The sequence below is a fragment of the Psychromarinibacter sp. S121 genome (assembly GCF_049801035.1).
In the GTDB taxonomy this organism is placed as follows: Bacteria; Pseudomonadota; Alphaproteobacteria; order Rhodobacterales; family Rhodobacteraceae; genus Psychromarinibacter.
The window spans coordinates 181238-201405 of the sequence record NZ_JBNAGE010000003.1 but is presented as its reverse complement, the minus strand read 5'-3'; the positions used below and the strand labels follow the sequence as shown (position 1 = coordinate 201405).

The following is a 20168-nucleotide window of genomic DNA, read 5'->3' as shown; positions in this document are numbered from 1 at the left end:
CGATCAGTAGAAACTTTGCGGGTCGATATCGATCGACAGGCGCAGGTTGTTGGGCAGCCTGATCTGCGCCACCCACTGCGCCAGCGCCGCCTGTAACGGCGCGGTTTTCTCGGCCTTCACCAGCAGCCGCACCCGGTGCCGTCCCCGGATCCGGGCAATCGGCGCCGGGGCCGGGCCGTAGACCTGCGCCCCGATCCGCCGCAGCGGCCCGTCAGCCCGCGACAAGGCTCCGCCGACGTCGAAAGCCTCTTGCGCGTCGGGGGAGGACAGCACGATACCGGCCATCCGGCCATAGGGCGGCACGCCGGCTGCCTTTCGTTCGGCCGCCTCTGCGCGCCAAAAGCCTTCCTCGTCGCCCGACAGGATCGCCCGGATCACCGGATGCTCGGGCTGGAAGGTCTGCAACAGCGCGATGCCCGCTCTTTCCGCCCGCCCTGCCCGGCCCGCCACCTGCCGCATCAACTGGAACGTCCGCTCTGCCGCGCGCAGGTCCGAGCCCTGAAGCCCGAGGTCGGCGTCGATCACGCCGACCAAGGTCAGCAGCGGAAAGTTGTGGCCCTTCGCGACCAATTGCGTGCCGATCACGATATCCGCCGCGCCGGACGCGATTTCCTCGACCTTGGCTTTCAAAGCCCGCGCCGAGCCGAACAGGTCCGACGACAGCACCGCGATCCGCGCGTCGGGGAACAGTTCCGCCGCTTCCTCGTGCAATCGCTCGACGCCGGGGCCGACCGGGGCCAGCTTGTCTTCCGCCTCGCAAGACGGGCAGACCGTGGGCATAGGTTTCGTCTCGCCGCACTGGTGGCACACCAGCCGCTTCAGAAACCGGTGCTCGACCATCCGGGCGTCGCAGTGGTCGCAGGCAATCTGGTGGCCGCAGGCCCGGCAGATGGTGACCGGGGCATAGCCGCGCCGGTTCAGAAACAGCAGCGATTGCTCGCCAGCCTCAAGCCGTTCGCGCACCGCTGCCTGCAACGACGGCGACACCCAGCGGCTGGAAGGAAGCTCTTCGTCCCGCATGTCGATCGCGGACATATCCGGCAATTCGGACGCCCCAAAGCGTGATTTCAGCTCTAGCCTTGTATATTTCCCGCTTTCGGCATTGACCCAGCTTTCCAGCGACGGGGTGGCCGACGCAAGGATCACCTGCGCGGACGCGATGGACGCGCGCAGCACTGCCATGTCGCGGGCATTGTACAGGACGCCATCTTCCTGCTTGTACGAGGTATCGTGTTCCTCGTCGATGACGATCAATCCAAGATCGCGGAAGGGCAGAAACAGCGCCGAGCGCGCGCCGACGACAAGCTGCGCGCCGCCCTCGCCCACCATCTTCCACGCCCGCCGCCGCTCGGTCATCGTTACGCCCGAGTGCCATTCGGTCGGCATCGCACCGAACCGCGCCTCGACCCGCTTCAGGAACTCCGCCGTCAGCGCGATCTCGGGCAGCAGCACCAACGCCTGCCGCCCCCGGCGCAGGCATTCGGCCACGGCTTCAAGGTAGACTTCCGTTTTGCCAGAGCCGGTTACGCCCTTCAGCAGCGTTGTGCCGTAGGCCCCCGACCGGATCGCGGCTGCCAGCGCCTCGGCCCCCGCGGCCTGATCGCCGGTCAGTTCCTTGCCCGGCAGCTCGGGGTCCAATAGCGGGTACGGCAGGTCGCGCGGGCTTTCCTCTTCTGACACGGCGCCCTGTTTCACCAACCCCTTCACGACCGACGATGTCACGCCCGCCGTCTCTGCCAGTTCGCCAAGCGTGAAGGACAGCCCGCCGTATTCCTTCAGCACCTCCAGCACGCGGCGACGGGCGTCAGTCATGCGGTCGGGCTCGGACTGCCCCAACCGGTAGACCTTGCGCATCGAGGGTGGATCGCCCAGCCCGGGCGAGCGCGTCGCCAGCCGCAGCATCGCGGGCATCGGGGTCAGCGTGTAGTCCGCCGCCCGCCCAAGGAATTGTCGCATTTCGTCAAGCATCGGGGCAGCGTCCAGCACCCTGATCACGCTGCGAATCTTCGATATGTCAAAGTCGCCGCGGCCCGGCCCCCAGACGACGCCCAGCACTTTGCGGGGTCCAAGCGGCACCTCTACGAAGGCGCCGACAAAGCATCCGCCCTCGGGCGCCTTGTAGTCCAGCAGGCGGTCGAGCGGCTGCGTGGTCAGCACGCCAACCAGTGCGCCCTCCTCGAAATGCGACGGCAGTTCGCTCACGCGTCTCCCTCGCGCGTCATGTCTTCGTATAGCCAGACCATGCGGTCGACGAACCATGCCTTCCCGCCCATGGCAAGGGCCAGTCCGGCCAGACGGTAGATGTCCATGATGCGCCCTCTCGCCGGTGGACGGCCCGGTTCTACTTTAACACTCCGTTGGCATGCGCTAACAGTGCCCCAACCGCAAGCGTCCCCCTAGGAGGCCCAGATGAAATTCTTCGTAGACACCGCAGACGTCGATGCGATCCGCGAGCTTCACGAGCTCGGCATGGTCGACGGTGTGACCACCAACCCCTCGCTGATCATGAAGTCCGGCCGTGACATCAAGGAAGTCACCAAGGAAATCTGCGACATGGTCGACGGCCCCGTGTCCGCCGAGACCGTGGCGCTGGACGCCGAAGGCATGATCGCCGAAGGCCGCGAGCTTAAGAAGATCGCCGACAACATCACGATCAAGGTGCCGCTGACCTGGGACGGCCTGAAGGCCTGCAAGGTGCTGTCGGGCGAAGGCAACATGGTCAACGTGACCCTGTGCTTCTCGGCCAACCAGGCGCTGCTGGCGGCCAAGGCCGGCGCGACGTTCATCTCGCCCTTCATCGGCCGCCTCGACGACCTGAACCTCGACGGGATGGAACTGATCGCCGACATCCGCGAGATCTATGACAACTACGGCTTCGAGACCCAGATCCTTGCGGCCTCGATCCGCTCGGCCAACCATATGTCCGAAGCCGCCAAGATCGGCGCCGACGTGGCCACCGCGCCGCCCGCCGTGATCAAGGCGATGGCGAACCACGTCCTGACGGACAAGGGGCTCGATGCCTTCATGAAGGACTGGGAAAAGACGGGTCAGAAGATCCTCTGATCCAGTCGATCCAGATGCAAAAGGCCGCCGGACATCCCGGCGGCCTTTTTCGTGGCGCATCTCGCGACCACGGTCAGAACTTCGGCCGCCCGAACTTCCAGTCGGGCCAGTGCTTGCGCATCTCGGTCGCGTCGTCGCGGGTGCGATACTCCAGCGCCTCGAAATTCGCTTTCAGCCGTTTCAGTTCCGCCCGGTCCAGCGTGACGCCCAGCCCCGGCCCCTCCGGCACCTTTACAGCCCCGTCCACGATGGGCAGCTTGCCGCCCTCGATCACCTCGTCGGTCTGCCACGGCTGGTGCGTGTCGCAGTCGTAGGTCAGGTTCGGCGTCGCCGCCGCCAGATGCGTCATCGCCGCCAGAGAGATGCCAAGGTGCGAGTTCGAGTGCATCGACAGGCCCAGCCCCCAGATCCGGCAGATCTCGGCCAAATCGCGGCTCGCCTTCAGCCCGCCCCAATAGTGGTGATCCGACAGGATCACGCGGAAGGCATCGTGTTTCATGTTGGGCGGCAGGTGGGACGGCTCGACGACATACATGTTTGTGGCCAGCGGCACGTCGGTCGCCGCCTGAATCACCGCGTTGCCGTCGATGCCCTTCGTCGGGTCTTCCAGATATTCCACCAGCCCTTCCAGCCGGGGCAGCAGGTCCAGCACCGTGTGGACATGCCAGCCTCCGTTCGGGTCGATCCGCAGCGGCGCGTCGGGGAAGGCGTCGCGCAACGCCTCGAGCCCCGCGATCTCGGCCAGCGGTTCCAGCACGCCGGCCTTCAGCTTGATCGCCTTGAACCCGTAGGCGGCGACCAGGCTTCGGGCCTCGTCGACCAGTTGTTCGGGTGACAGAACCTCGCCCCAGTCGTCAGGCTGTTCGTTCGCGTGGCCCGCGAACTTGTAGAACAGATAGGCCGAGAACGGCACCGACGGACGCACCTGCCCCCCCAGCAGATCCACCACGCGCTGCCCCGTCGCCTTGCCCAGCGCGTCCCACATCGCAACCTCGACCGCACCGCCAACCCGCAGACGCAGACGCGTCGGGGCATCGGGCAGCGCATGGGCGGTCCGCGCCCACAGTCCGTTCAGGTCGGTAACGGCCAGTCCCCGGCAAGCAGGAGCAAGCGCGGCCAGCCCGGCCAGCACATCCTCGGTACCGTAGCTTTCGCCAAGACCGATGACGCCGTCTTCTGTCTCGACCTCGATCACCGAGCGCAGGGCATAGGGCTGGTGGCAGCCCGAGTTGTTCAGCAGCGGCGGGTCGTAAAAGGCGATCGGCGTCACGCGAATGTCGGCGATGCGAAGGTCGGTCATTCTTGCTCTCTATGCTGTTGCTAGGCCCGGCGGGTTCCACGGCGCGGAAACAAGGCCCGCAGGGCCGCCGCGCCAGCGCCGACCCGCCCCCCGGGGCGGCGCTTGTCTGGCGGCACAGGCAGCGCCAGAGGTCGTCCAAGCTTGGCCGATATAAAGCGATCCGTGGCGATGTCGGTGCGCCACCCCGCAGGTCGGCGCAGCCACGGCTTCGCTCCTTATCTGTGATCGGTTCACCCGTTCACCCGGTTCGCCTCGATGTAGTCCATGTTCAGATCCTGCCCGAGCCCCGGCTCGTCGCGGCCATGAACGTAGCCGTCGGCATCCATCTCGTCGTCGATCCGGTTCTGGTATTCCTTGGGCTCGTCGTAGTCGATGAACGGATGCAGCAGCCCGCGCTCGTAGAAGGACGTGTTCGGGATCGCCAGCGCCACGGCAAGGTTGCCCGCCCCGGTGCCGTGCATCTCGCAGGACATGTGGAAGCACTCCGCCATGTTGGCGCATTTCATCGCCGGAGAGATGCCACCCACGTCCCAGACACCGGACCGGACAAGGTCGCAGGCGTCGTGCTTGACCCACTCGCCGCGGGTCCAGTGCTTGCCGGTCATCGTCTCGGGGCCAAGGATGTTCAGCCGCGAGTTCGACGTCAGCCACTTGTAAGAGGACATCGACGCCTCTTCCATCGGCTCTTCCATCCAGCGGTAGTCCAGGTCCGCCAGCTTCTCGGCCAGCCACAGCACGTCGGTGCGTGAATAGAAGTGATGCGGATCCAGCATCAGCGGAAAGTCCGGCCCCACCACCTCGCGCACGGCGGCGCAGGCCTTGTAGTCCATCCGCACGTCGGGCGCGCCGGGAACCGGCGGCATCCAGCCATGCAGCTTGATCGCCTTGTAGCCGCGCTTGACCATCCACTCGGCGAAGTTCGCGTAATCCTCGGGCGTCGCCAGCCCGTTCTCCAGATCGTCGCCGCACATCGTCGAGCCATAGGCAAGGATCTTCGGGCGATACCCGCCCAGCATCTTCCAGACCGGCATGCCCGCCGCCTTGCCCTTGAGGTCCCAAAGCGCAAGATCCACCGCCGCCAGCGCGCGGTCGGTCAACTCGCCCCCGGACAGGCGCTGCCACTTGTAGACCCCGTACCACAGCTTCTCGGTCGCCAGAGGGTCCTTGCCGATCAGGTTGGGGCGGACGAACCGCTCTAGCAGATACTCGCGCACATCGCCGCCCCGGCAGGCGACCATTCCCTGTGTGCCGTCATCGCAGGTGATGACCAGAAGCGAACTGGTGGTCTGGCTGACCGGGCCGGGGTGGCCGTGACCGTCGCTGTCGCGGACGGTGTTGGTGGAATGGCGAAAGGTGATCGCCTCGACGGTTTCGATCTTCATCAGGTGTGGTCCCCGGACAGGCGTTGCAGGAAATCGGCCCCGCGCGACAGGCAGGCGCGGGCGGCGGGCAGATGGCGCCCGCGGTTGATGAAGCCGTGGGTTACCCCCGGCTCTTGGTGGTAATCGGTGTCGACGCCCGCCTTGCGCAGCGCCTCGGCCATGTCGGCGCTTTCATCGGCCAGAACGTCCAGTTCGGCGGCAATCAGGCAGGCGGGCGGAAGCGTGGACAGATCGGTGGAATGCAGCGGCACGACCAGCGGCTCGTTACCCGCGTCGGGCGCGTACATTGAGAACAGCTCTTGCATCCGCGCGGCGCTCAGCCCCGGACCCTCGCCGAACCGGCGATAGCTGTCGCGACCGAAATCGCGGTCGTACACGCCGTAAACCAGCAGCAGCCCAACCGTGGCGCCGGGACGCGACAGCGCACAGGCGAGCGCAAGGTTGGCTCCTGCCGACGCGCCGCCAATCGCAATCCGCGCCGGATCCAGCCCAAGCGAGGCGGCGTTGTCGGCCAGCCACGCCAACGCCGCCTGCGCGTCGTTCAGACCCGCCGGATAGGGGTCGGCGGGCGCCAGCCGGTAGCTTACGGACATCACGGCCCAACCGCTTTCAGCGGCAAGCGCGCGGCAGGCTGCCTCGTTCAACGCGATGCTGCCCCCGGTCCAGCCGCCCCCGTGCAGGTACAGCAGCACCGGCGCCGTCGCCGCGTCCGAACCCCGGTACAGCCGCGCCGCCTGTGTCTGCCCGGCGGCGCCTGGATAGGTCAGGTCCTCGACCGCGGCGACGCCGGGCGCACCCTCGGCCCAGTACGCCGCCGTCGCATCGGGGTCGTTCAGCGCCTTCAGGCGCGTTTCCTCTGCCAGCGTCGCGGCCATGCCGGGCGCCAGCGCCATCTGTTCCGTCATGCGCGAAGGCTCCTTGCCCGGCCCCGCCGGGTCTGTACATGCACCGCCTCGGCGGCCGTGCCGGGCACATAGGCGCGACCGTTGTCCGCCGGCGCCTTCGCCACGTTGCGGATCACGGGGTATTTCGCGATCTCGTCCTTGACCAGTTCGACCCCCAGCCCCGGCGCGGTCGGGATCGGCAGGCAGCCATCCTCGACCTTCAGGACAGGCGTCACCACGTCGTAGCGACCCTCCCAGTCGAACTCGATGCGTTCCAGCAGCAGCGCATTCGGCACCGTGGCCATGATGTGCAACGCCGCGAACTCCGCCACCGGCCCCAACGAGCCGGAGTGCGGCGCAAGCATGATGCCGTGCGGCTCTGCCATGGTGGCGATCTTGCGCATCTGGGTGATGCCGCCGCCCCGCCCGGTGTCGGGCTGAACCACGTCGACAAGGTCGCGCTCGATATAGGGCCGCAACCCGTGCACCGTGCCGACCCGCTCTCCCGCCGCCAGAGGCACCGCCACGTGGTCCCGCAGACGTGCGAGCATGTCCAGGTTCTCGGGCGGCACCGGATCCTCGTAGAACAGAAGATCGAACGCCTCCAGTTCACGCCCCACAAGGATCGCGTCCGAGACATTCATCCACGACGGCCCGTGCGCGTCGACAGCGATGTCCATCTCCGGCCCCACCGTGTCGCGCAGCATCGCGATGCGATCGAAATCGACGATGCCGGTGAACGGCGTCTTCAGCGCGGTATAGCCCATGCCCTTCAGCGCCAGCGCCTCGTCGGCGGTATGGGCGTGGCCATAGACAGGGATACGCTCGCGGATCGCGCCGCCCAGCAACTGCCAGACCGGCGCGCCCAGCGCCTTGCCCTTGATGTCCCACAGCGCCATCTCGATCCCGGACAAAGCGCCCGAGCCCACCGTGCCGGTCAGCCCGTGCCCCATCATCGCGCGGTACAGCACGCCCCACAGCCGGTCGATCGACGAGGGATCCTCGCCCACCATCACCGTGGCGAGGTCACGCACCGCGGTTTCGACCACCCGCGGCCAGCCGGAGCATTCGCCGACGCCCGTGATCCCCTCGTCGGTCTCGATCTCGACGAACAGCCAGCAGCGCGAGCCGCGAAAGTCCGCGTCCGCCCCCATGGCGCGTGTCAGGTCGGGCCGTGCGCCCGCCTGCATCAGGTAGGTGTTGACCCCGGTGATCTTCATGCCGTCTCCACGTAGCGATGCCGCTGCCGTGTGCCGCGCTGCGACGGATCCGAGATCGGAACCGAGGACAGCAGCGCCTTGGTGTAGGGATGCTGCGGGTCGGTGATGATCTGCTCGGTCTCTCCGATCTCGACGATCTTGCCTCGGTACATCACCGCGACGCGGTCGCAGAAGTACCGGATCACCGCCATGTCGTGACTGATGAAGATGAAGGACAGCCCCATCTCGGCCTGCAGCTTCAACAGCAGGTCCAGCACCTGCGTCCGGATCGACACGTCAAGCGCGCTGGTCGGCTCGTCCGCGATCACCAGCTTCGGTTCCAGCGCGATGGCCCGCGCCACCACGATGCGCTGGCGCTGGCCGCCGCTGAACGCGTGCGGATAGCGCTCCATCATCCCTGGGTCGAGCCCCACCTCGGTCAACAGCTTCGCGACCCGCTCGTCCAGTTCCTTTCCCTGCGCGATGCCGTTGACGATCAGCGGCTCCGCGATCAGCTGCTTCACGGTCATCCGCGGGTTAAGGCTGGCGAACGGGTCCTGAAAGATCATCCGGATCTGCTGCCGCGTGTCGCGCAGTTCCTCCTTCCCGGCGGTGACAAGGTCGCGCCCTGCGTAATCCACCGACCCGGCCTGCGGATCGTAGACCCGCGCGATGCAGCGCCCGACCGTCGTCTTGCCCGAGCCGCTTTCGCCGACGATCCCCAGCGCCTCGCCCTTCCTGAGGTCAAAGCTGATCCCGTCGACCGCGCGGGTCACATCCGTCACCCGCTGCAAGAAACCCTCGCGCTTCTCGAAATGCAGCTGCAGGTCGCGCACCTTCAGGATATCCGGCGCATCCTGCGCGGGCCGGACCTTGGCGGTCGCGGGCTCCTCCAGCCGCCGCACCGCGCCCAGCAGCTTCTGCGTATACGGGTGCTCCGCGTGATAGAAGATCCGGTTCACGTCGCCCTTCTCGACCACGTGCCCCTTCTCCATCACCACCACCTCGTCGGCGATCTCGGCCACCACCCCCATATCGTGGGTAATGAACATGATCGCCATGCCGAGTTCTTCCTGCAGCCGCCGCATCAGGTCGAGGATCTCGGCCTGCGTGGTGACGTCCAGCGCGGTGGTCGGCTCGTCCGCGATCAGCACCTCGGGCCGGCAAGCCAGAGCCATCGCGATCATCGCCCGCTGCCGCATCCCGCCGGAGAACTCGAACGCATAACGGTCCACCGCCTTCTCCGGGTTCGGGATCTCCACCTGCCGCAGGCTTTCGACCGCCATCGCCTTGGCGTCCTTCTTCGACACGTCGCGGTGCAGTCGGATCGCCTCGACGATCTGGCTGCCGATGGTATGCACCGGCGACAGCGAGGACATCGGCTCCTGAAAGATCATGCCGACGCGCCCGCCCCGGATCGCCCGGATCTCGCGGCCTCGCGGGTCCAGCGCGGTCAGCTCGATGGTCTCGCCGCTCTCGGGGTTGAACAGGATGCGCCCGCCGTTGATGACACCCGGGCGCGGCACCATGTTCAAAATCGTCCGCGCGGTGACCGACTTTCCTGACCCGCTTTCGCCGACGACGCAGGTGGTCTTGCCCCGGTGCAGGTCGAAGCTGATCCCGTGCAGCACGTCCAGCATCCCCTGCCGCACGTTGAACCCGACGTTCAGGTTCTCGATCTGGATGACAGGCCGGCTCATCGCGCGCGCCCTCCCTGCTTCTTCTCTTTCCAAATACCTCCGGGGAGCGCGAGGGGCGGCGCCCCTCGCTCCGACGCCCACGCCATTCGGATCGCCGGGCGGGCCGGCCGGTCAGTGACTGTAGGGATCTGCCGCATCGCGCATTCCGTCTCCGAGGAAGTTGAAGGCCAGCACCGCCACCACGACGAAGCCACCGGGGATGAACAGCCAGGGCGCCTGGCTGATCGAGCGGATGTTCTGCGCCTCTTTCAGCAGGACCCCCCACGAGATCGCGGGCGGCTGCAGGCCGAGGCCGAGGAACGACAACGAGGTTTCGGCAAGGATCATCAGCGGGATCGCCAGCGTCAGCGAGGCGATGATGTGCGAGGTCAGCGACGGCAGCATGTGCCGCACGATGATCCGCCGCTCGCTCGCGCCGTCGAGACGGGCGGCGATCACGAAATCCTCGTTCTTCATCGCAAGGAAGCGGCCGCGCACCACCCGGCCCAGTTCGGTCCAGCCCACCAGCGACACGATCAGGGTGATCACGAAATACTGCTGGTAGACCGGCCATGACGGCGGCAGCGCCGCGGCCAGCGCCAGCCAGATCGGGATGGTCGGCAGCGACAGAACGAACTCGATCAGCCGCTGGATCACCGCGTCCACGCGACCGCCGTAATAGCCCGACGCCCCGCCCAGCGCGATGCCCAGCACCATCGCGATGGCCACGCCCACAAGGCCGATCGACATCGACACGCGGGTGCCATAGACGACCCTGCTGAACATGTCCCGGCCCAGCCGGTCGGCGCCGAAGATGTAGAAGTTGTCGCGCGGCTTCTCGGTCGCCAGCAGGTGCACGTCCCAGTCGAACAGCCCCCACATCCGGTATTCCTCGCCGCGCCCGAACAGCGTGAGGTACGTCTTCTCGCCCGACGGCACGTATGTGATCGCCAGCGTCTCGGGGTCGCGCTCGCGGTCCATCTCCCAGACGTAGGGCTTGATCCGCCAGCCGTCTTCGCTGCGGTCGATGAAGTGGACCATCTGCGGCGGGTGGTAGACGCCGCGCCGGTTCTGCTGCGTGGGATCGTTCGGCGCCACGATCTCGCAGAACAGCGCGATCAGGTACATCAGGCCGATCACCCACAGCCCGATCATCGCCAGCTTGTGCCGCCGGAACGCCCACCAGATCAGCTGCCACTGGCTTGCGATGGCGACATCGCGGCCGCGGTGGCCGGTCTCTGCTGCGATTTCCGCGGTGTCGGCGGCGGTCTCGCCCATGGCTTCGGTCGTGTCAGTCATATTTCACCCGCGGGTCCAGAAGGACGAGGAGGATGTCAGAGATCAGCATGCCCACCACCGTCAGCGACGACAGCAGCAGCACGAAGGCGCCGGCAAGGTACATGTCCTGCGCCAGCAGCGCCTGCAGCATCAGCGGCCCCGCCGTGGGCAGCGACAGCACGATGGCGGTGACGACCGCGCCCGAGACGAGGTTGGGCAGCACCCAGCCGATGGTCGAGATGAACGGGTTCAGCGCGACTCGGACCGGGTATTTCATGATCAGCCAGAATTCGGACAGACCCTTGGCGCGGGCGGTGTCCACGTAGGGACGGTGCAGTTCGTCCAACAGGTTGGCGCGCATGATGCGGATCAGCGAAGCGGTGGCCGAGGTGCCCAGAACGATCACCGGCAGCCAAAGATGCTGGATCAGGTCCCAGACCTTGGCCCAGCTCCACGGGGCGTTCTTGTATTCGTTCGAGAACAGGCCACCGACGTCGGCGCCGAAGTGGACGACGCCGATGTACATCAGGATCAGCGCCAGCAGGAAATTCGGGGTCGCGAGGCCGATGAAGCCCAGCGTGGTGGCGACGTAGTCGCCGATGGAATACTTGCGAACGGCCGAGTAGACGCCGATCGGAAAGGCGACGGCCCAGGTGAACAACAGCGTCGCGAAAGACAGCGTGACCGTCAGCGCCATGCGGCCCCAGATCAGATCGCTGACCGGCTGCCGCCATTCGAACGACATGCCGAAATCGCCCTGCAGCAGGTTGCCGACCCAGCGGAAGTATTGAACGTACAGCGGCTTATCGAGCCCGAAGCGTTCGCGCAGGTTCTCGATCGACGCTTGATCCAGCACCTCGTTCGATTCACCCAGCTTGGCGATATAGGTCGTGAGATAGTCGCCCGGAGGCGCCTGGATCAGCAGGAACGCCACGATGGAGACGGCGAAGAGAAACGGGATCATCCAGAAGATCCGCTTCAGGATATAGCGCAACAGCATGGCGTGGCTTTCTGCGGATGGTGCGCGCAGGCGCGCACCCTACGGACAGGAAGGGGTGGTGACACGCCCGGCTCGTAACGGTGCGCGCGGGGGCGCACCCTACGGGCAGGATGGGTGGACACGCGTGGCCGCACCCAGCGAACCCCAACTCGTAGGGTGCGCGCTATGCGCGCACCCTTTGGAAGTTGTAAGACTTACTTCTTCCAGTAGTAGGTTGCCGGAAGCGTCGGCGCCGGGTCCGGATACATCCACGAAGCGGGGATCGAGGGCGGCACGTTGCCCAGATCCTTCTTCACGACGCCGACAAGGTTCGGAGCCAGCGAGATGCCGATGATCTCCATCTCGTCCGCCGCCATCTGGTGGATCTCGCGGAAGATATCCAGCGCCTTGTCCTGATCGGCTTCCTTCTTGAAGGCGTCGTACAGTTCGAGACGCTTCTTCATCGACTCCGAGGGCTCTTCGCCGTCAGCACCGCCGGACAGGTACCAGCGGGTCCACGGGATCGCGAACCACGAGGCCTGCGGGTGAACCGCCAGCACGTCACGCGGGCTGAGGGTCGGGTCCAGACCACCCGGCGCGCCCCAGACCATGAAGTCATGCTCGTTGGCCTCGCCGCGCGAGTAGTAGATCGACCGTTCGACGGACGAGATGTTCAGCTCGACGCCGATCTCTTCCCACTGCTCGCTGATGATCTCCAGCGAGTCGCCCCAGTCCGGCTGCTCGATGCCCGTGTACTGGACATTGAAGGTGAACCGGCGGCCGTCCGGCAGAAGGCGATAGCCGTCGCCGTCACGCTCGGCATAACCGGCCTCGTCCAGCAGTTCGTTGGCGCGGTCGGGATCGTAATCCGTGAACTGGGTGCCAAGCTGCTCGTTGTAGAGCCCGTGGTCGGGGCGCGGCCCGATCTGCCACGGAATGCCCTGGCCCTGGTACACGATGTCGATGATCTCTTCCCGATCGATCGCCAGCGACAGCGCCTCGCGGACCAGCTTGTTGCGGATCATCTCGCGCATCACCGGGTCTTTGTGGGTGTGGTTGAAGTGGATCGCCATGGTGTTCGAGTTCGAGTTCACCATATCCAGGATGTTGATCCCCGCCTTCTCGGCGTTCTCGGCAAAGACGGGCTTGTTGGCCAGTCCCGAGATCCGGCGACGCTGCATGTCGATGTTGCCGGCAATCGCCTCGAGAACGAGGGTTTCATTGTCCTGCGCCACGTTCTGCTCGACCGCGTCGATGTAGGGAAGCTGGTTTCCGTCGGTATCGACCTGCCAGAAATACGGGTTGCGCTCCATCACCACCTGGGTGGCGCCGGCGTTGTACTCGCCGCCTTCGACGACGACCCACGGGTCCAGCGTCGGACGCTCGGCGTTGGCCCAGCGGTTCGGAGCCTCGACCTCGCCGCACTTCAGGCGGAACAGGGCCGGCCAGTCCTCGACGGCCTCGGTCTCGTCGACCATCGACTGAACGTCCGCGTTGTAGGTCGGGTGGAACTGCTCGCAATAGTGCTTGGCCCACAGGACCGGCTCCTGCGCCAGCGGGGTCGCCAGCTCTGTCAGGAAGGTGCCGTAGGGCGCCGCGAACTTCAGGATGACGGTGTAATCGTCGACCTTCTCGGCGGTCATCGCCTCGCCGTTGACCACGAAGCGCGCCGGCGGGTTCGGATAGAACTCTTCGTTGTGCAGCAGGTCGTTGACGAAGAACAGGATGTCGTCCGCGGTGAACGGCTCGCCGTCCGACCACTTCATGCCCGCACGCAGGTGGAAGGTGAACTCGGAGCCCTCCTCGTTGACCTCCCAGCTTTCCGCAACGTTCGGGATCACTTCCGAGAAGTCGGGCTTCCAGCGGGTCAGGCCCTGGTTGCCGATGAACCGCAGGATCGAGTTGTGGTCATTCGAACCGCCAAGGACGCGGCGGATCTTGCCGCCATAGGTGCCCACCGACTCGAACGGCGTCACGACCTCGGGGCTCTCTGGCAGCCGTTCCTCCACCGGCGGCAGATCCCCGGCCGCGACACGCTCTGCCAGAGCGGGGGCCTCCTGATAGGCAAGGGCCGATAGCGGGCTCAGCATCACGCCAAGAGCCGCACCGGCAAACGTCAATGGGCGCAGTCCGCGCCAGAATACTGTCATCAGATTTTCCTCCCATTGCCGGGACTCGTTGAGGTCCCGCCGGGTCAAACCGTGCCACCAGTTGTCATCAGTTGTCAAACAATTAAAACGATGCTGTAATGTGGTTGTCAGACCGGATCTGCGCTATGCCGAACGCGGGGAGGTCACGCAAAAGCGGGACAGACAATTGAACGACACCGGCGACAGGACAACGGAAGAAGCCAGGAACCTCTTGCGAGAGACCGCGCGCGACAGCGGCGCGGGGGCCGGGCCGCGTCTGGAAGAACAGATTTATCAATCACTTCTCGAACGTATCCAGTCCGGCACCTATGGGCTTGGGCAACGGCTGCCGTCCGAGATGGAATTGTCGTCGGAATTCGGCGTGTCGCGCCCCGTCGTGCGCGCGGCGCTGGCCCGGCTTCGGGACGCCGGACTGGTCACCTCGCGCCGGGGCGCGGGCAGCTTCGTCAGTTCCGGGGATTCGGACTCCGAGGGCGGGTTCACCCCGATCGGGTCGATCGACGACATGACCGCCTTCTTCGACTACCGGCGGATGATAGAGACGCGCACCGCCGCGCTGGCCGCTGGCCGCGCCTCGCCCGAGCAGGTGGCCGATCTGCGGCGGCGGCTGACGCAGATGGACAAGGACATCGAGGCGGGCGTCGCCACGGTCGAGCAAGACGTGAATTTCCACATCCGCATCGCCGAGATCGCGGGCAACCGGTTCCTGCTGGAAACGCTGCACATGCTGCGGCCGCACACCATGTTCATGGGCCATTTCCTGCGCCGCCTGACCGCGTCCGGATATGCCCGTGGCAAGGCCGGGATGCGGAACGAACACTACGGAATCGTCGACGCGATCGAGGCCGGCGACAGCAAGGCCGCGGAACGGGCGATGGACCAGCACCTCGCCGCCTCGCGCGAGAGGATATTCAAGGGAGTCTAGGGAGGAGACATGCAGGTAGAATGCGTGCTGCCAAGCCGTTCGCAGCTTGGCGAGGGTGCCGTGTGGGATGATCGCGGGCAGGCCCTGTGGTGGGTCGACATAAAGGCCGGCCTGATTCACCGCACCGAGGAAAGCGGCGCCAACATCACCTTCGACTTCGGCGAACCGGTCGGCTGTTTCGCGATCCGCGAACAGGGCGGGATGGTGGTCGCGGCCAAAAGCGGCTTCTGGCTGTTTGACCCGGACACCGGCGAACGGTCCGAGCTGACAGACCCCGAGGCGGATCTTCCCGGCAATCGGTTCAACGACGGCACCACCGACATGCAGGGCCGGTTCTGGGCCGGGACGATGAAAGACGATGGCGGCCCTCCTGCACCGCAGGGCGCGTTCTACCGCATGGACCCGGATTTCTCGGTCACCAAGTGGAAGGACGGCATCTTCACCACCAACGGCCTCGCCTTCTCGCCCGACGGCCGGACGATGTACTTCTCCGATTCCAACCCGGACGTCCGCACGATCTGGGCCGCCGACTACGACACCGATACCGGCTCGCCGGGCGAGCCGCGCGTGTTCTTCGACACCCGCGTCGTGCCGGGGCGGCCCGACGGCGGCACGGTCGATGCCGATGGCTGTTATTGGCAAGCGGGCGTCGGCGGCTGGCAGTTGTACCGCATCACACCGGACGGGACGGTCGACATGACCATCGACATGCCGGTGGAACGGCCCACCAAGCCGATGTGGGGCGGCGCGAACCTCGATATCCTCTATGTCACGTCCATCGGTGCGGCGGACGACCCGAAACAGCCCGAGGCCGGCAGCCTGTTCGCCGTCACCGGCACCGGCTGTCAGGGCGTCCCGCAGGCCCGCTTCCCCGGCTGAAACTTTGTCCCCGGCCCTCTGCCATCGCACGGGGCCGGTTCACCACACGACGCCCGCAGCCCCCGGCTGCCTTGACCTGACCAGACATTCCGGGACGCCGCGCCAGCACCGCGGGCCATCCCCGGCCCCGTTCAGAACCCGAAAAGGCATTTCCAATGAAGATCACCGGCCTTCGCAGCTATATGTCCGCCGATCGCGACCGCCCGCGCGTTCTGGTCGCCATCGACACCGACGAGGGCATCACAGGTTGGGGCGAGTGCTATAACCACGGGCCCGACCGCGCGCTGCCGCCCTTGCTGGACTACCTCTACCTCCAGATCGAAGGCGAGGACGCCACCTGCATCGAACGGCTGATCCTCAAGCTGCTGCAACAGTCGCGCTTTCCGCCCGGCGCCATGGGGCTGGCCGCGATCTCGGGCATCGATCATGCGCTGTGGGACCTGAACGCAAAGGCGCTTGGCGTGCCGGTCTACCGGCTGCTGGGCGGCCACGTCCGCGACCGGGTGCGGGTCTACCTGGGCGTCTACTCGGCGCCCGAGCCCGAGGACATCCGTGACTTCTGCACCGCGAAGAACGAGGAATACGGGCTGACGGCGTTCAAACTGTCCCCCTACCGCAACGATATCCACGCGGAACCTTGGGGCAAGGTGCTGAAGGCCACCGGCGACTGGGTCGAGAAAACCGCCGCGCTGTGTCCGGACTTCGAGTTCGCCTATGACGCCCACGCCAAGCTGTGGGAACCGTGGCAGGCCGCGCAACTGGGCGACGTGCTGGCCCCGCACCACCCGCTGTTTTACGAAGAACCCATGCGACCAGAAAACATCGACGCGTGGGGGGCTCTCAAGAAGCAACTGAAAGTGCCGCTTGCCACGGGCGAGTCGCTGTACAACCGCTGGGAATTCCTGCGGCTGCTACAGGCCGGGGGCGCCGATATCGTGCAGCCCGACATCTGCGTGGTGGGCGGGCTTTACGAAATGCGCAAGATCGCCGCGCTGGCCGAGGCGTTCTACGTGAACGTCGCGCCGCACAACCCGATGGGACCGCTGGCGACGGCGGTGAACCTGCACTTCTCTGCCGCCTGCCCCAACTTCAAGATCCTCGAATACCGCCTGCCGCACGGTGCCGCCTATACCGGGCACGGGCTGTCGGACAGCGACGAAAGCGCGGCTTACGTCAAGGATCCCTACCTGCCGGTCGACGGGCACCTGGACCTTCGCCCCGACCGTCCCGGCTGGGGCGTGGAGATCGACGAGGATTACCTGAAGACCGACCGCTACGTGCACTGGGAGCGCAAACTGCCCAAACGCCCCGACGGGTCCATCGCCTTCCCATGACGGCTGATGCGCTTCGCTCCCGGCTTCAGGACCTGACCGGCTGGTCGCCGCGCCCGGCCACGCTGCTGTCGCAAAAGGCGTCACGCTCCGACGGCGGCTTGCCGCTGGAAGAACTCGTGCTGCGGGGCCCGCGCGGCCCGATGCCCGCGACGCTTATCCTGCCGGACCGGCGCCTCCCCTGCCCCGCGGTGCTGTACTGCCATGCCCATGGCGGCGACTATCGCCTTGGACGCCGCGAGATGATGCAGGGCAGCCGGTTCCTGCAGGCCCCGGGCTACGGCGCGGCGCTGGCCAACGCCGGCTTCGCCGCCCTTTGCGTCGACATGGCCGGCTTCGGCGACCGCCGCGACGAGGGCGACGAGAACGACATGGCCAAGGCGCTGTTCTGGCGGGGCGAAAGCCTGTTCGGCCACATGCTGAACGACCTTGGCGCGGCCTTCGGCTATCTCGCCCAGCGCGCCGATATAGACGCGTCCCGCATCTTCACGCTGGGCCTGTCGATGGGCGCGGCGCATGCCTACTGGCTTGCCGCGCTGGAACCGCGTGTGGCGGGCTGCGCGCACCTGTGCATGCTGGCCGACATCGCCCCGCTGATCGAGGACGGCACCCACGCGCGCCACGGCTTCTACCTGTCCGTGCCCGGTTTCCTCAACCTCGCCGAGGCGGGCGACGTCGCCGGCCTGATCGCGCCCCGCCCGCAGTTTGCCTGCCACGGCGGCAAGGACCACCTGACGCCGCCCGCTGCCCGCGACGCGGCGCTGACCCGGCTGCGCGCGGCTTATGCCAACCACGACCCGGCACTGACCTGCGCCATCGACCCGGACGCCGGGCACGGAGAAACCGCGCCGATGCGCGTCGCCGTGCTGGATTTCCTTGCCCGCGCCGCCGCGCGCGGGCACCACGACTTCAACTGAACAGGGAGTGAGACCATGAAACGACTGCTGATCACCGGCGCCGGGGGCAACCTCGGCCGCCAGATGCGCGCCCGGCTGGGCGACCTTGCCGAGATTGTGCGCCTGGCCGACCGCGGCGGCATGGACCCGGCGGGCGACAACGAAGAGGTCGTGACCTGCGACCTTGGCGACGCCGAGGCGGTGTCGAAGATGGTGGAAGGCTGCGACGCCATCGTCCACTTCGGCGGCCAGCCGGTCGAGGCGCCGTGGAGCGTCGTGAAGAACGCCAACATCGACGGGATGTACAACCTGTACGAGGCCTGCCGCATCCATGGCTGCAAGCGCGTCGTCTTCGCCAGTTCGAACCACGCGGTCGGGTTCTTCAAGCAAAACGAGGTGATCGACAACACGGTCTACCCCAAGCCAGACGGCCTGTACGGCGTGTCCAAGGTGTTCGGCGAGATGCTCGCCTCGATGTATTTCGAGAAGTTCGGGATCGAGACCGCCTCGATCCGCATCGGCTCGTGCTTCCCGGAACCGGCGAACCACCGCGCGCTGACCACGTGGCTTAGCTTCGACGATCTCGAACGCCTGATCCGCCGCTGCCTGGATGTGCCACGGCTCGGTTGCCCGGTGATCTATGGCAACTCCGCCAACACCGCGAACTTCTGGGACAATTCCAAGGTTGCATGGCTCGGCTGGAAACCGCAGGACAATGCCGAGGATTACCGCGACGCGGTCAACGCCAAATGCGAAAAGCCCGCGGCGGATGCGCCCGACGTGGTCTATCAGGGCGGCGGCTTCACGGCGGACGGCATACATCAGGAGTAAGGAACGGACATGAGCGACGACTGGATCGCGGTCGACTGGGGCACCAGCCACCTGAGGGCGTGGGCGATGACGGGGCCGGAGATCCGCGCCTCGGCCCACAGCGAGGACGGCATGGGCCGCCTGTCGCCCGAGGCGTTCGAACCGGCGCTGCTGAAGCTGGTCGAGCCGTGGCTGAAGCCGGAAGGCGCCACGCCGGTCGTCGCCTGCGGCATGGTCGGCGCCAGGCAGGGCTGGGTCGAGGCGCCCTATCGCCCGGTGCCCTGCGCGCCGGCCGGCGGCGGCCTGATCCGGGCGCTGGTGCATGACGAACGTCTCGACGTGCGGATCATCCCCGGCCTGTCGCAAGCGTCCCCCGCCGACGTGATGCGCGGCGAGGAAACACAGATCGCGGGCTTCGTGGCGGCCAATCCCGAATACGACGGCATCCTCTGCCTGCCCGGCACCCACACCAAGTGGGCCCACATCAGCGCGCGGGAGGTCGTCAGCTTCCGCACCTTCATGTCGGGCGAACTTTTCGCGCTGATCGCGGGCCAGTCGGTCCTGCGCCACAGCGTGACGACCGAGGGCTTCGACGGCGACGCCTTTCTCGAGGCGGTGTCGGAATCGCTCTCGCGGCCGGAAAGCTTCGCCGCCCGCGCCTTCTCGCTGCGCGCCGAAGGGCTGCTGGCAAAGCTTCCGGCGGACACCGCCCGCGCCCGCCTGTCCGGCTGGCTGATCGGCATGGAACTCGCCGCCGCCCGCCCCTACTGGCTGGGCCAGCCCGTGGTGCTGATCGGCGCGCCGGCGCTGTCGCAGCTCTACGCGCAGGCGCTCGAGGCGCAGGGCCTGACTCCGCTGACCGCAGACGGCGACGCGATGACCCTAGCCGGCCTCGCCGCCGCGCATCTGGGCCACTGACACAGGGGGGCTCTGCCCCCGCCGCGCCTGCGGCGCGTCTCCCCCGAGGTATTTGCTCAAGAGAAGAAGCGGCAAAGGCGCCCCGTCCTTCTTCTCTTTCCAAATACCTCGGGGGGAGCGAAGCGACGGGGGCGGAGCCCCCTGCTACAACGCGATTCCGCCGGTCTTTTCGACCCAGTGCGCCAGCCGCTCTTTCAACAACCGCTCGCGCGCCATTTGCGAGATGTCGTCCTCGAACTGCTCCAAAACCTCGAACGCCATCTCGCCGCTATAGGCCTGCTGCAGGGCCAGCGGGCGCGCGCCGCCGGTCTTCAGGCTGAAGCGCAGCCGCTGTTCTGCCGCGCCAAGCCGCATCGTCGCGCCGATCCAGAGCGTGGGGCCCATGCGCACCGCGTAGACGCCCGCGTCCGGCGCCCTGTCCTTCCATTCCGCCTTTACGGCCCGACGGTCCATCGCTGTCACTCCGCGCTGCGATTCTTTTTTATCCGGGTTTTA

At 66.6% G+C, this 20168-nt stretch carries 18 protein-coding genes; 7 read left to right on the top strand and 11 right to left on the bottom strand.

Going from position 1 to position 20168, the window contains the following annotated elements; all coding sequences use genetic code 11:
* Positions 1-3: 3 nt before the first annotated feature.
* Positions 4-2202, bottom strand: a complete 2199-nt coding sequence (locus ACP156_RS14700; RefSeq protein WP_425052111.1) for a primosomal protein N' — start codon at positions 2200-2202, stop codon at positions 4-6.
* Positions 2199-2309, bottom strand: a complete 111-nt coding sequence (locus tag ACP156_RS14695) for a DUF6653 family protein (protein WP_425052110.1) — start codon at positions 2307-2309, stop codon at positions 2199-2201. The genes ACP156_RS14700 and ACP156_RS14695 overlap by 4 nt, the downstream gene beginning before the upstream one ends.
* Before the next feature lie 100 nt (positions 2310-2409).
* On the opposite strand from ACP156_RS14695, the gene fsa reads away from it, so the two are divergent.
* Positions 2410-3063 carry a fructose-6-phosphate aldolase gene (fsa, locus tag ACP156_RS14690; RefSeq protein WP_425052109.1) on the top strand — a complete coding sequence of 218 codons (654 nt, stop codon included), beginning with the start codon at positions 2410-2412 and terminating at the stop codon, positions 3061-3063.
* Between the two features lie 73 nt (positions 3064-3136).
* Here fsa and ACP156_RS14685 read toward each other — a convergent pair whose 3' ends face one another.
* The 8 genes from ACP156_RS14685 to ACP156_RS14650 form a co-directional block, all read right to left on the bottom strand.
* Positions 3137-4363 (bottom strand): enolase C-terminal domain-like protein, encoded by a 1227-nt coding sequence (locus tag ACP156_RS14685; protein ID WP_425052108.1) that lies wholly within the window; start codon positions 4361-4363, stop codon positions 3137-3139.
* Between the two features lie 230 nt (positions 4364-4593).
* Positions 4594-5745, bottom strand: coding sequence for an enolase C-terminal domain-like protein (locus ACP156_RS14680; protein ID WP_425052107.1), 1152 nt, complete (start codon positions 5743-5745; stop codon positions 4594-4596).
* Positions 5745-6650 (bottom strand): alpha/beta hydrolase, encoded by a 906-nt coding sequence (locus ACP156_RS14675; protein WP_425052106.1) that lies wholly within the window; start codon positions 6648-6650, stop codon positions 5745-5747. Before ACP156_RS14675 ends, ACP156_RS14680 begins: the two co-directional genes overlap by 1 nt.
* On the bottom strand, positions 6647-7849 hold the full coding sequence (locus ACP156_RS14670) for a mandelate racemase/muconate lactonizing enzyme family protein (RefSeq protein ID WP_425052105.1): 1203 nt from the start codon (positions 7847-7849) through the stop codon (positions 6647-6649). Before ACP156_RS14670 ends, ACP156_RS14675 begins: the two co-directional genes overlap by 4 nt.
* Positions 7846-9528: an ABC transporter ATP-binding protein gene (locus ACP156_RS14665; RefSeq protein WP_425052104.1), complete on the bottom strand. Its 1683-nt coding sequence runs from the start codon at positions 9526-9528 to the stop codon at positions 7846-7848. The genes ACP156_RS14670 and ACP156_RS14665 overlap by 4 nt, the downstream gene beginning before the upstream one ends.
* A gap of 111 nt (positions 9529-9639) precedes the next feature.
* Positions 9640-10806 (bottom strand): ABC transporter permease, encoded by a 1167-nt coding sequence (locus ACP156_RS14660; protein WP_425052103.1) that lies wholly within the window; start codon positions 10804-10806, stop codon positions 9640-9642.
* Positions 10799-11785: an ABC transporter permease gene (locus tag ACP156_RS14655; RefSeq protein ID WP_425052102.1), complete on the bottom strand. Its 987-nt coding sequence runs from the start codon at positions 11783-11785 to the stop codon at positions 10799-10801. Before ACP156_RS14655 ends, ACP156_RS14660 begins: the two co-directional genes overlap by 8 nt.
* A 194-nt stretch (positions 11786-11979) precedes the next feature.
* The gene (locus tag ACP156_RS14650; RefSeq protein ID WP_425052101.1) at positions 11980-13914 is read right to left on the bottom strand and encodes an ABC transporter substrate-binding protein; all 1935 of its coding nucleotides are present in this window, start codon (positions 13912-13914) and stop codon (positions 11980-11982) included.
* A gap of 211 nt (positions 13915-14125) precedes the next feature.
* Here ACP156_RS14650 and ACP156_RS14645 point away from each other — a divergent pair, with 211 nt between their 5' ends.
* From ACP156_RS14645 to ACP156_RS14620, 6 genes are all read left to right on the top strand, one after another.
* Positions 14126-14839 carry a FadR/GntR family transcriptional regulator gene (locus ACP156_RS14645; protein WP_425052100.1) on the top strand — a complete coding sequence of 238 codons (714 nt, stop codon included), beginning with the start codon at positions 14126-14128 and terminating at the stop codon, positions 14837-14839.
* 9 nt (positions 14840-14848) lie between these two features.
* Complete coding sequence (locus ACP156_RS14640) at positions 14849-15718, top strand: SMP-30/gluconolactonase/LRE family protein (protein WP_425052099.1); 870 nt, start codon at positions 14849-14851, stop codon at positions 15716-15718.
* A gap of 155 nt (positions 15719-15873) precedes the next feature.
* Positions 15874-17052: a mandelate racemase/muconate lactonizing enzyme family protein gene (locus tag ACP156_RS14635; protein WP_425052098.1), complete on the top strand. Its 1179-nt coding sequence runs from the start codon at positions 15874-15876 to the stop codon at positions 17050-17052.
* Positions 17049-17966: a dienelactone hydrolase family protein gene (locus tag ACP156_RS14630; RefSeq protein ID WP_425052097.1), complete on the top strand. Its 918-nt coding sequence runs from the start codon at positions 17049-17051 to the stop codon at positions 17964-17966. Before ACP156_RS14635 ends, ACP156_RS14630 begins: the two co-directional genes overlap by 4 nt.
* Positions 17967-17981: 15 nt before the next feature.
* Positions 17982-18776, top strand: coding sequence for an NAD-dependent epimerase/dehydratase family protein (locus ACP156_RS14625; protein WP_425052096.1), 795 nt, complete (start codon positions 17982-17984; stop codon positions 18774-18776).
* A 9-nt stretch (positions 18777-18785) separates the two neighbouring features.
* Positions 18786-19673, top strand: coding sequence for a 2-dehydro-3-deoxygalactonokinase (locus tag ACP156_RS14620; RefSeq protein WP_425052095.1), 888 nt, complete (start codon positions 18786-18788; stop codon positions 19671-19673).
* 144 nt (positions 19674-19817) lie between these two features.
* Here ACP156_RS14620 and ACP156_RS14615 read toward each other — a convergent pair whose 3' ends face one another.
* A complete protein-coding gene (locus ACP156_RS14615) occupies positions 19818-20126 on the bottom strand; it encodes a GIY-YIG nuclease family protein (protein WP_425052094.1) in 309 nt (102 codons plus the stop codon).
* Between the last annotated feature and the right edge of the window lie 42 nt (positions 20127-20168).

Excerpts from the sequence above, each read along its gene's own strand:
- ACP156_RS14695 (WP_425052110.1), bottom strand. The coding sequence starts at position 2,309 with ATGGACATCTACCGTCTGGCCGGACTGGCCCTTGCCATGGGCGGGAAG.
- fsa (WP_425052109.1), top strand. The coding sequence starts at position 2,410 with ATGAAATTCTTCGTAGACACCGCAGACGTCGATGCGATCCGCGAGCTT.
- ACP156_RS14685 (WP_425052108.1), bottom strand. The coding sequence starts at position 4,363 with ATGACCGACCTTCGCATCGCCGACATTCGCGTGACGCCGATCGCCTTT.
- ACP156_RS14680 (WP_425052107.1), bottom strand. The coding sequence starts at position 5,745 with ATGAAGATCGAAACCGTCGAGGCGATCACCTTTCGCCATTCCACCAAC.
- ACP156_RS14675 (WP_425052106.1), bottom strand. The coding sequence starts at position 6,650 with ATGACGGAACAGATGGCGCTGGCGCCCGGCATGGCCGCGACGCTGGCA.
- ACP156_RS14670 (WP_425052105.1), bottom strand. The coding sequence starts at position 7,849 with ATGAAGATCACCGGGGTCAACACCTACCTGATGCAGGCGGGCGCACGG.
- ACP156_RS14665 (WP_425052104.1), bottom strand. The coding sequence starts at position 9,528 with ATGAGCCGGCCTGTCATCCAGATCGAGAACCTGAACGTCGGGTTCAAC.
- ACP156_RS14660 (WP_425052103.1), bottom strand. The coding sequence starts at position 10,806 with ATGACTGACACGACCGAAGCCATGGGCGAGACCGCCGCCGACACCGCG.
- ACP156_RS14655 (WP_425052102.1), bottom strand. The coding sequence starts at position 11,785 with ATGCTGTTGCGCTATATCCTGAAGCGGATCTTCTGGATGATCCCGTTT.
- ACP156_RS14650 (WP_425052101.1), bottom strand. The coding sequence starts at position 13,914 with ATGACAGTATTCTGGCGCGGACTGCGCCCATTGACGTTTGCCGGTGCG.
- ACP156_RS14640 (WP_425052099.1), top strand. The coding sequence starts at position 14,849 with ATGCAGGTAGAATGCGTGCTGCCAAGCCGTTCGCAGCTTGGCGAGGGT.
- ACP156_RS14635 (WP_425052098.1), top strand. The coding sequence starts at position 15,874 with ATGAAGATCACCGGCCTTCGCAGCTATATGTCCGCCGATCGCGACCGC.
- ACP156_RS14630 (WP_425052097.1), top strand. The coding sequence starts at position 17,049 with ATGACGGCTGATGCGCTTCGCTCCCGGCTTCAGGACCTGACCGGCTGG.
- ACP156_RS14625 (WP_425052096.1), top strand. The coding sequence starts at position 17,982 with ATGAAACGACTGCTGATCACCGGCGCCGGGGGCAACCTCGGCCGCCAG.
- ACP156_RS14620 (WP_425052095.1), top strand. The coding sequence starts at position 18,786 with ATGAGCGACGACTGGATCGCGGTCGACTGGGGCACCAGCCACCTGAGG.
- ACP156_RS14615 (WP_425052094.1), bottom strand. The coding sequence starts at position 20,126 with ATGGACCGTCGGGCCGTAAAGGCGGAATGGAAGGACAGGGCGCCGGAC.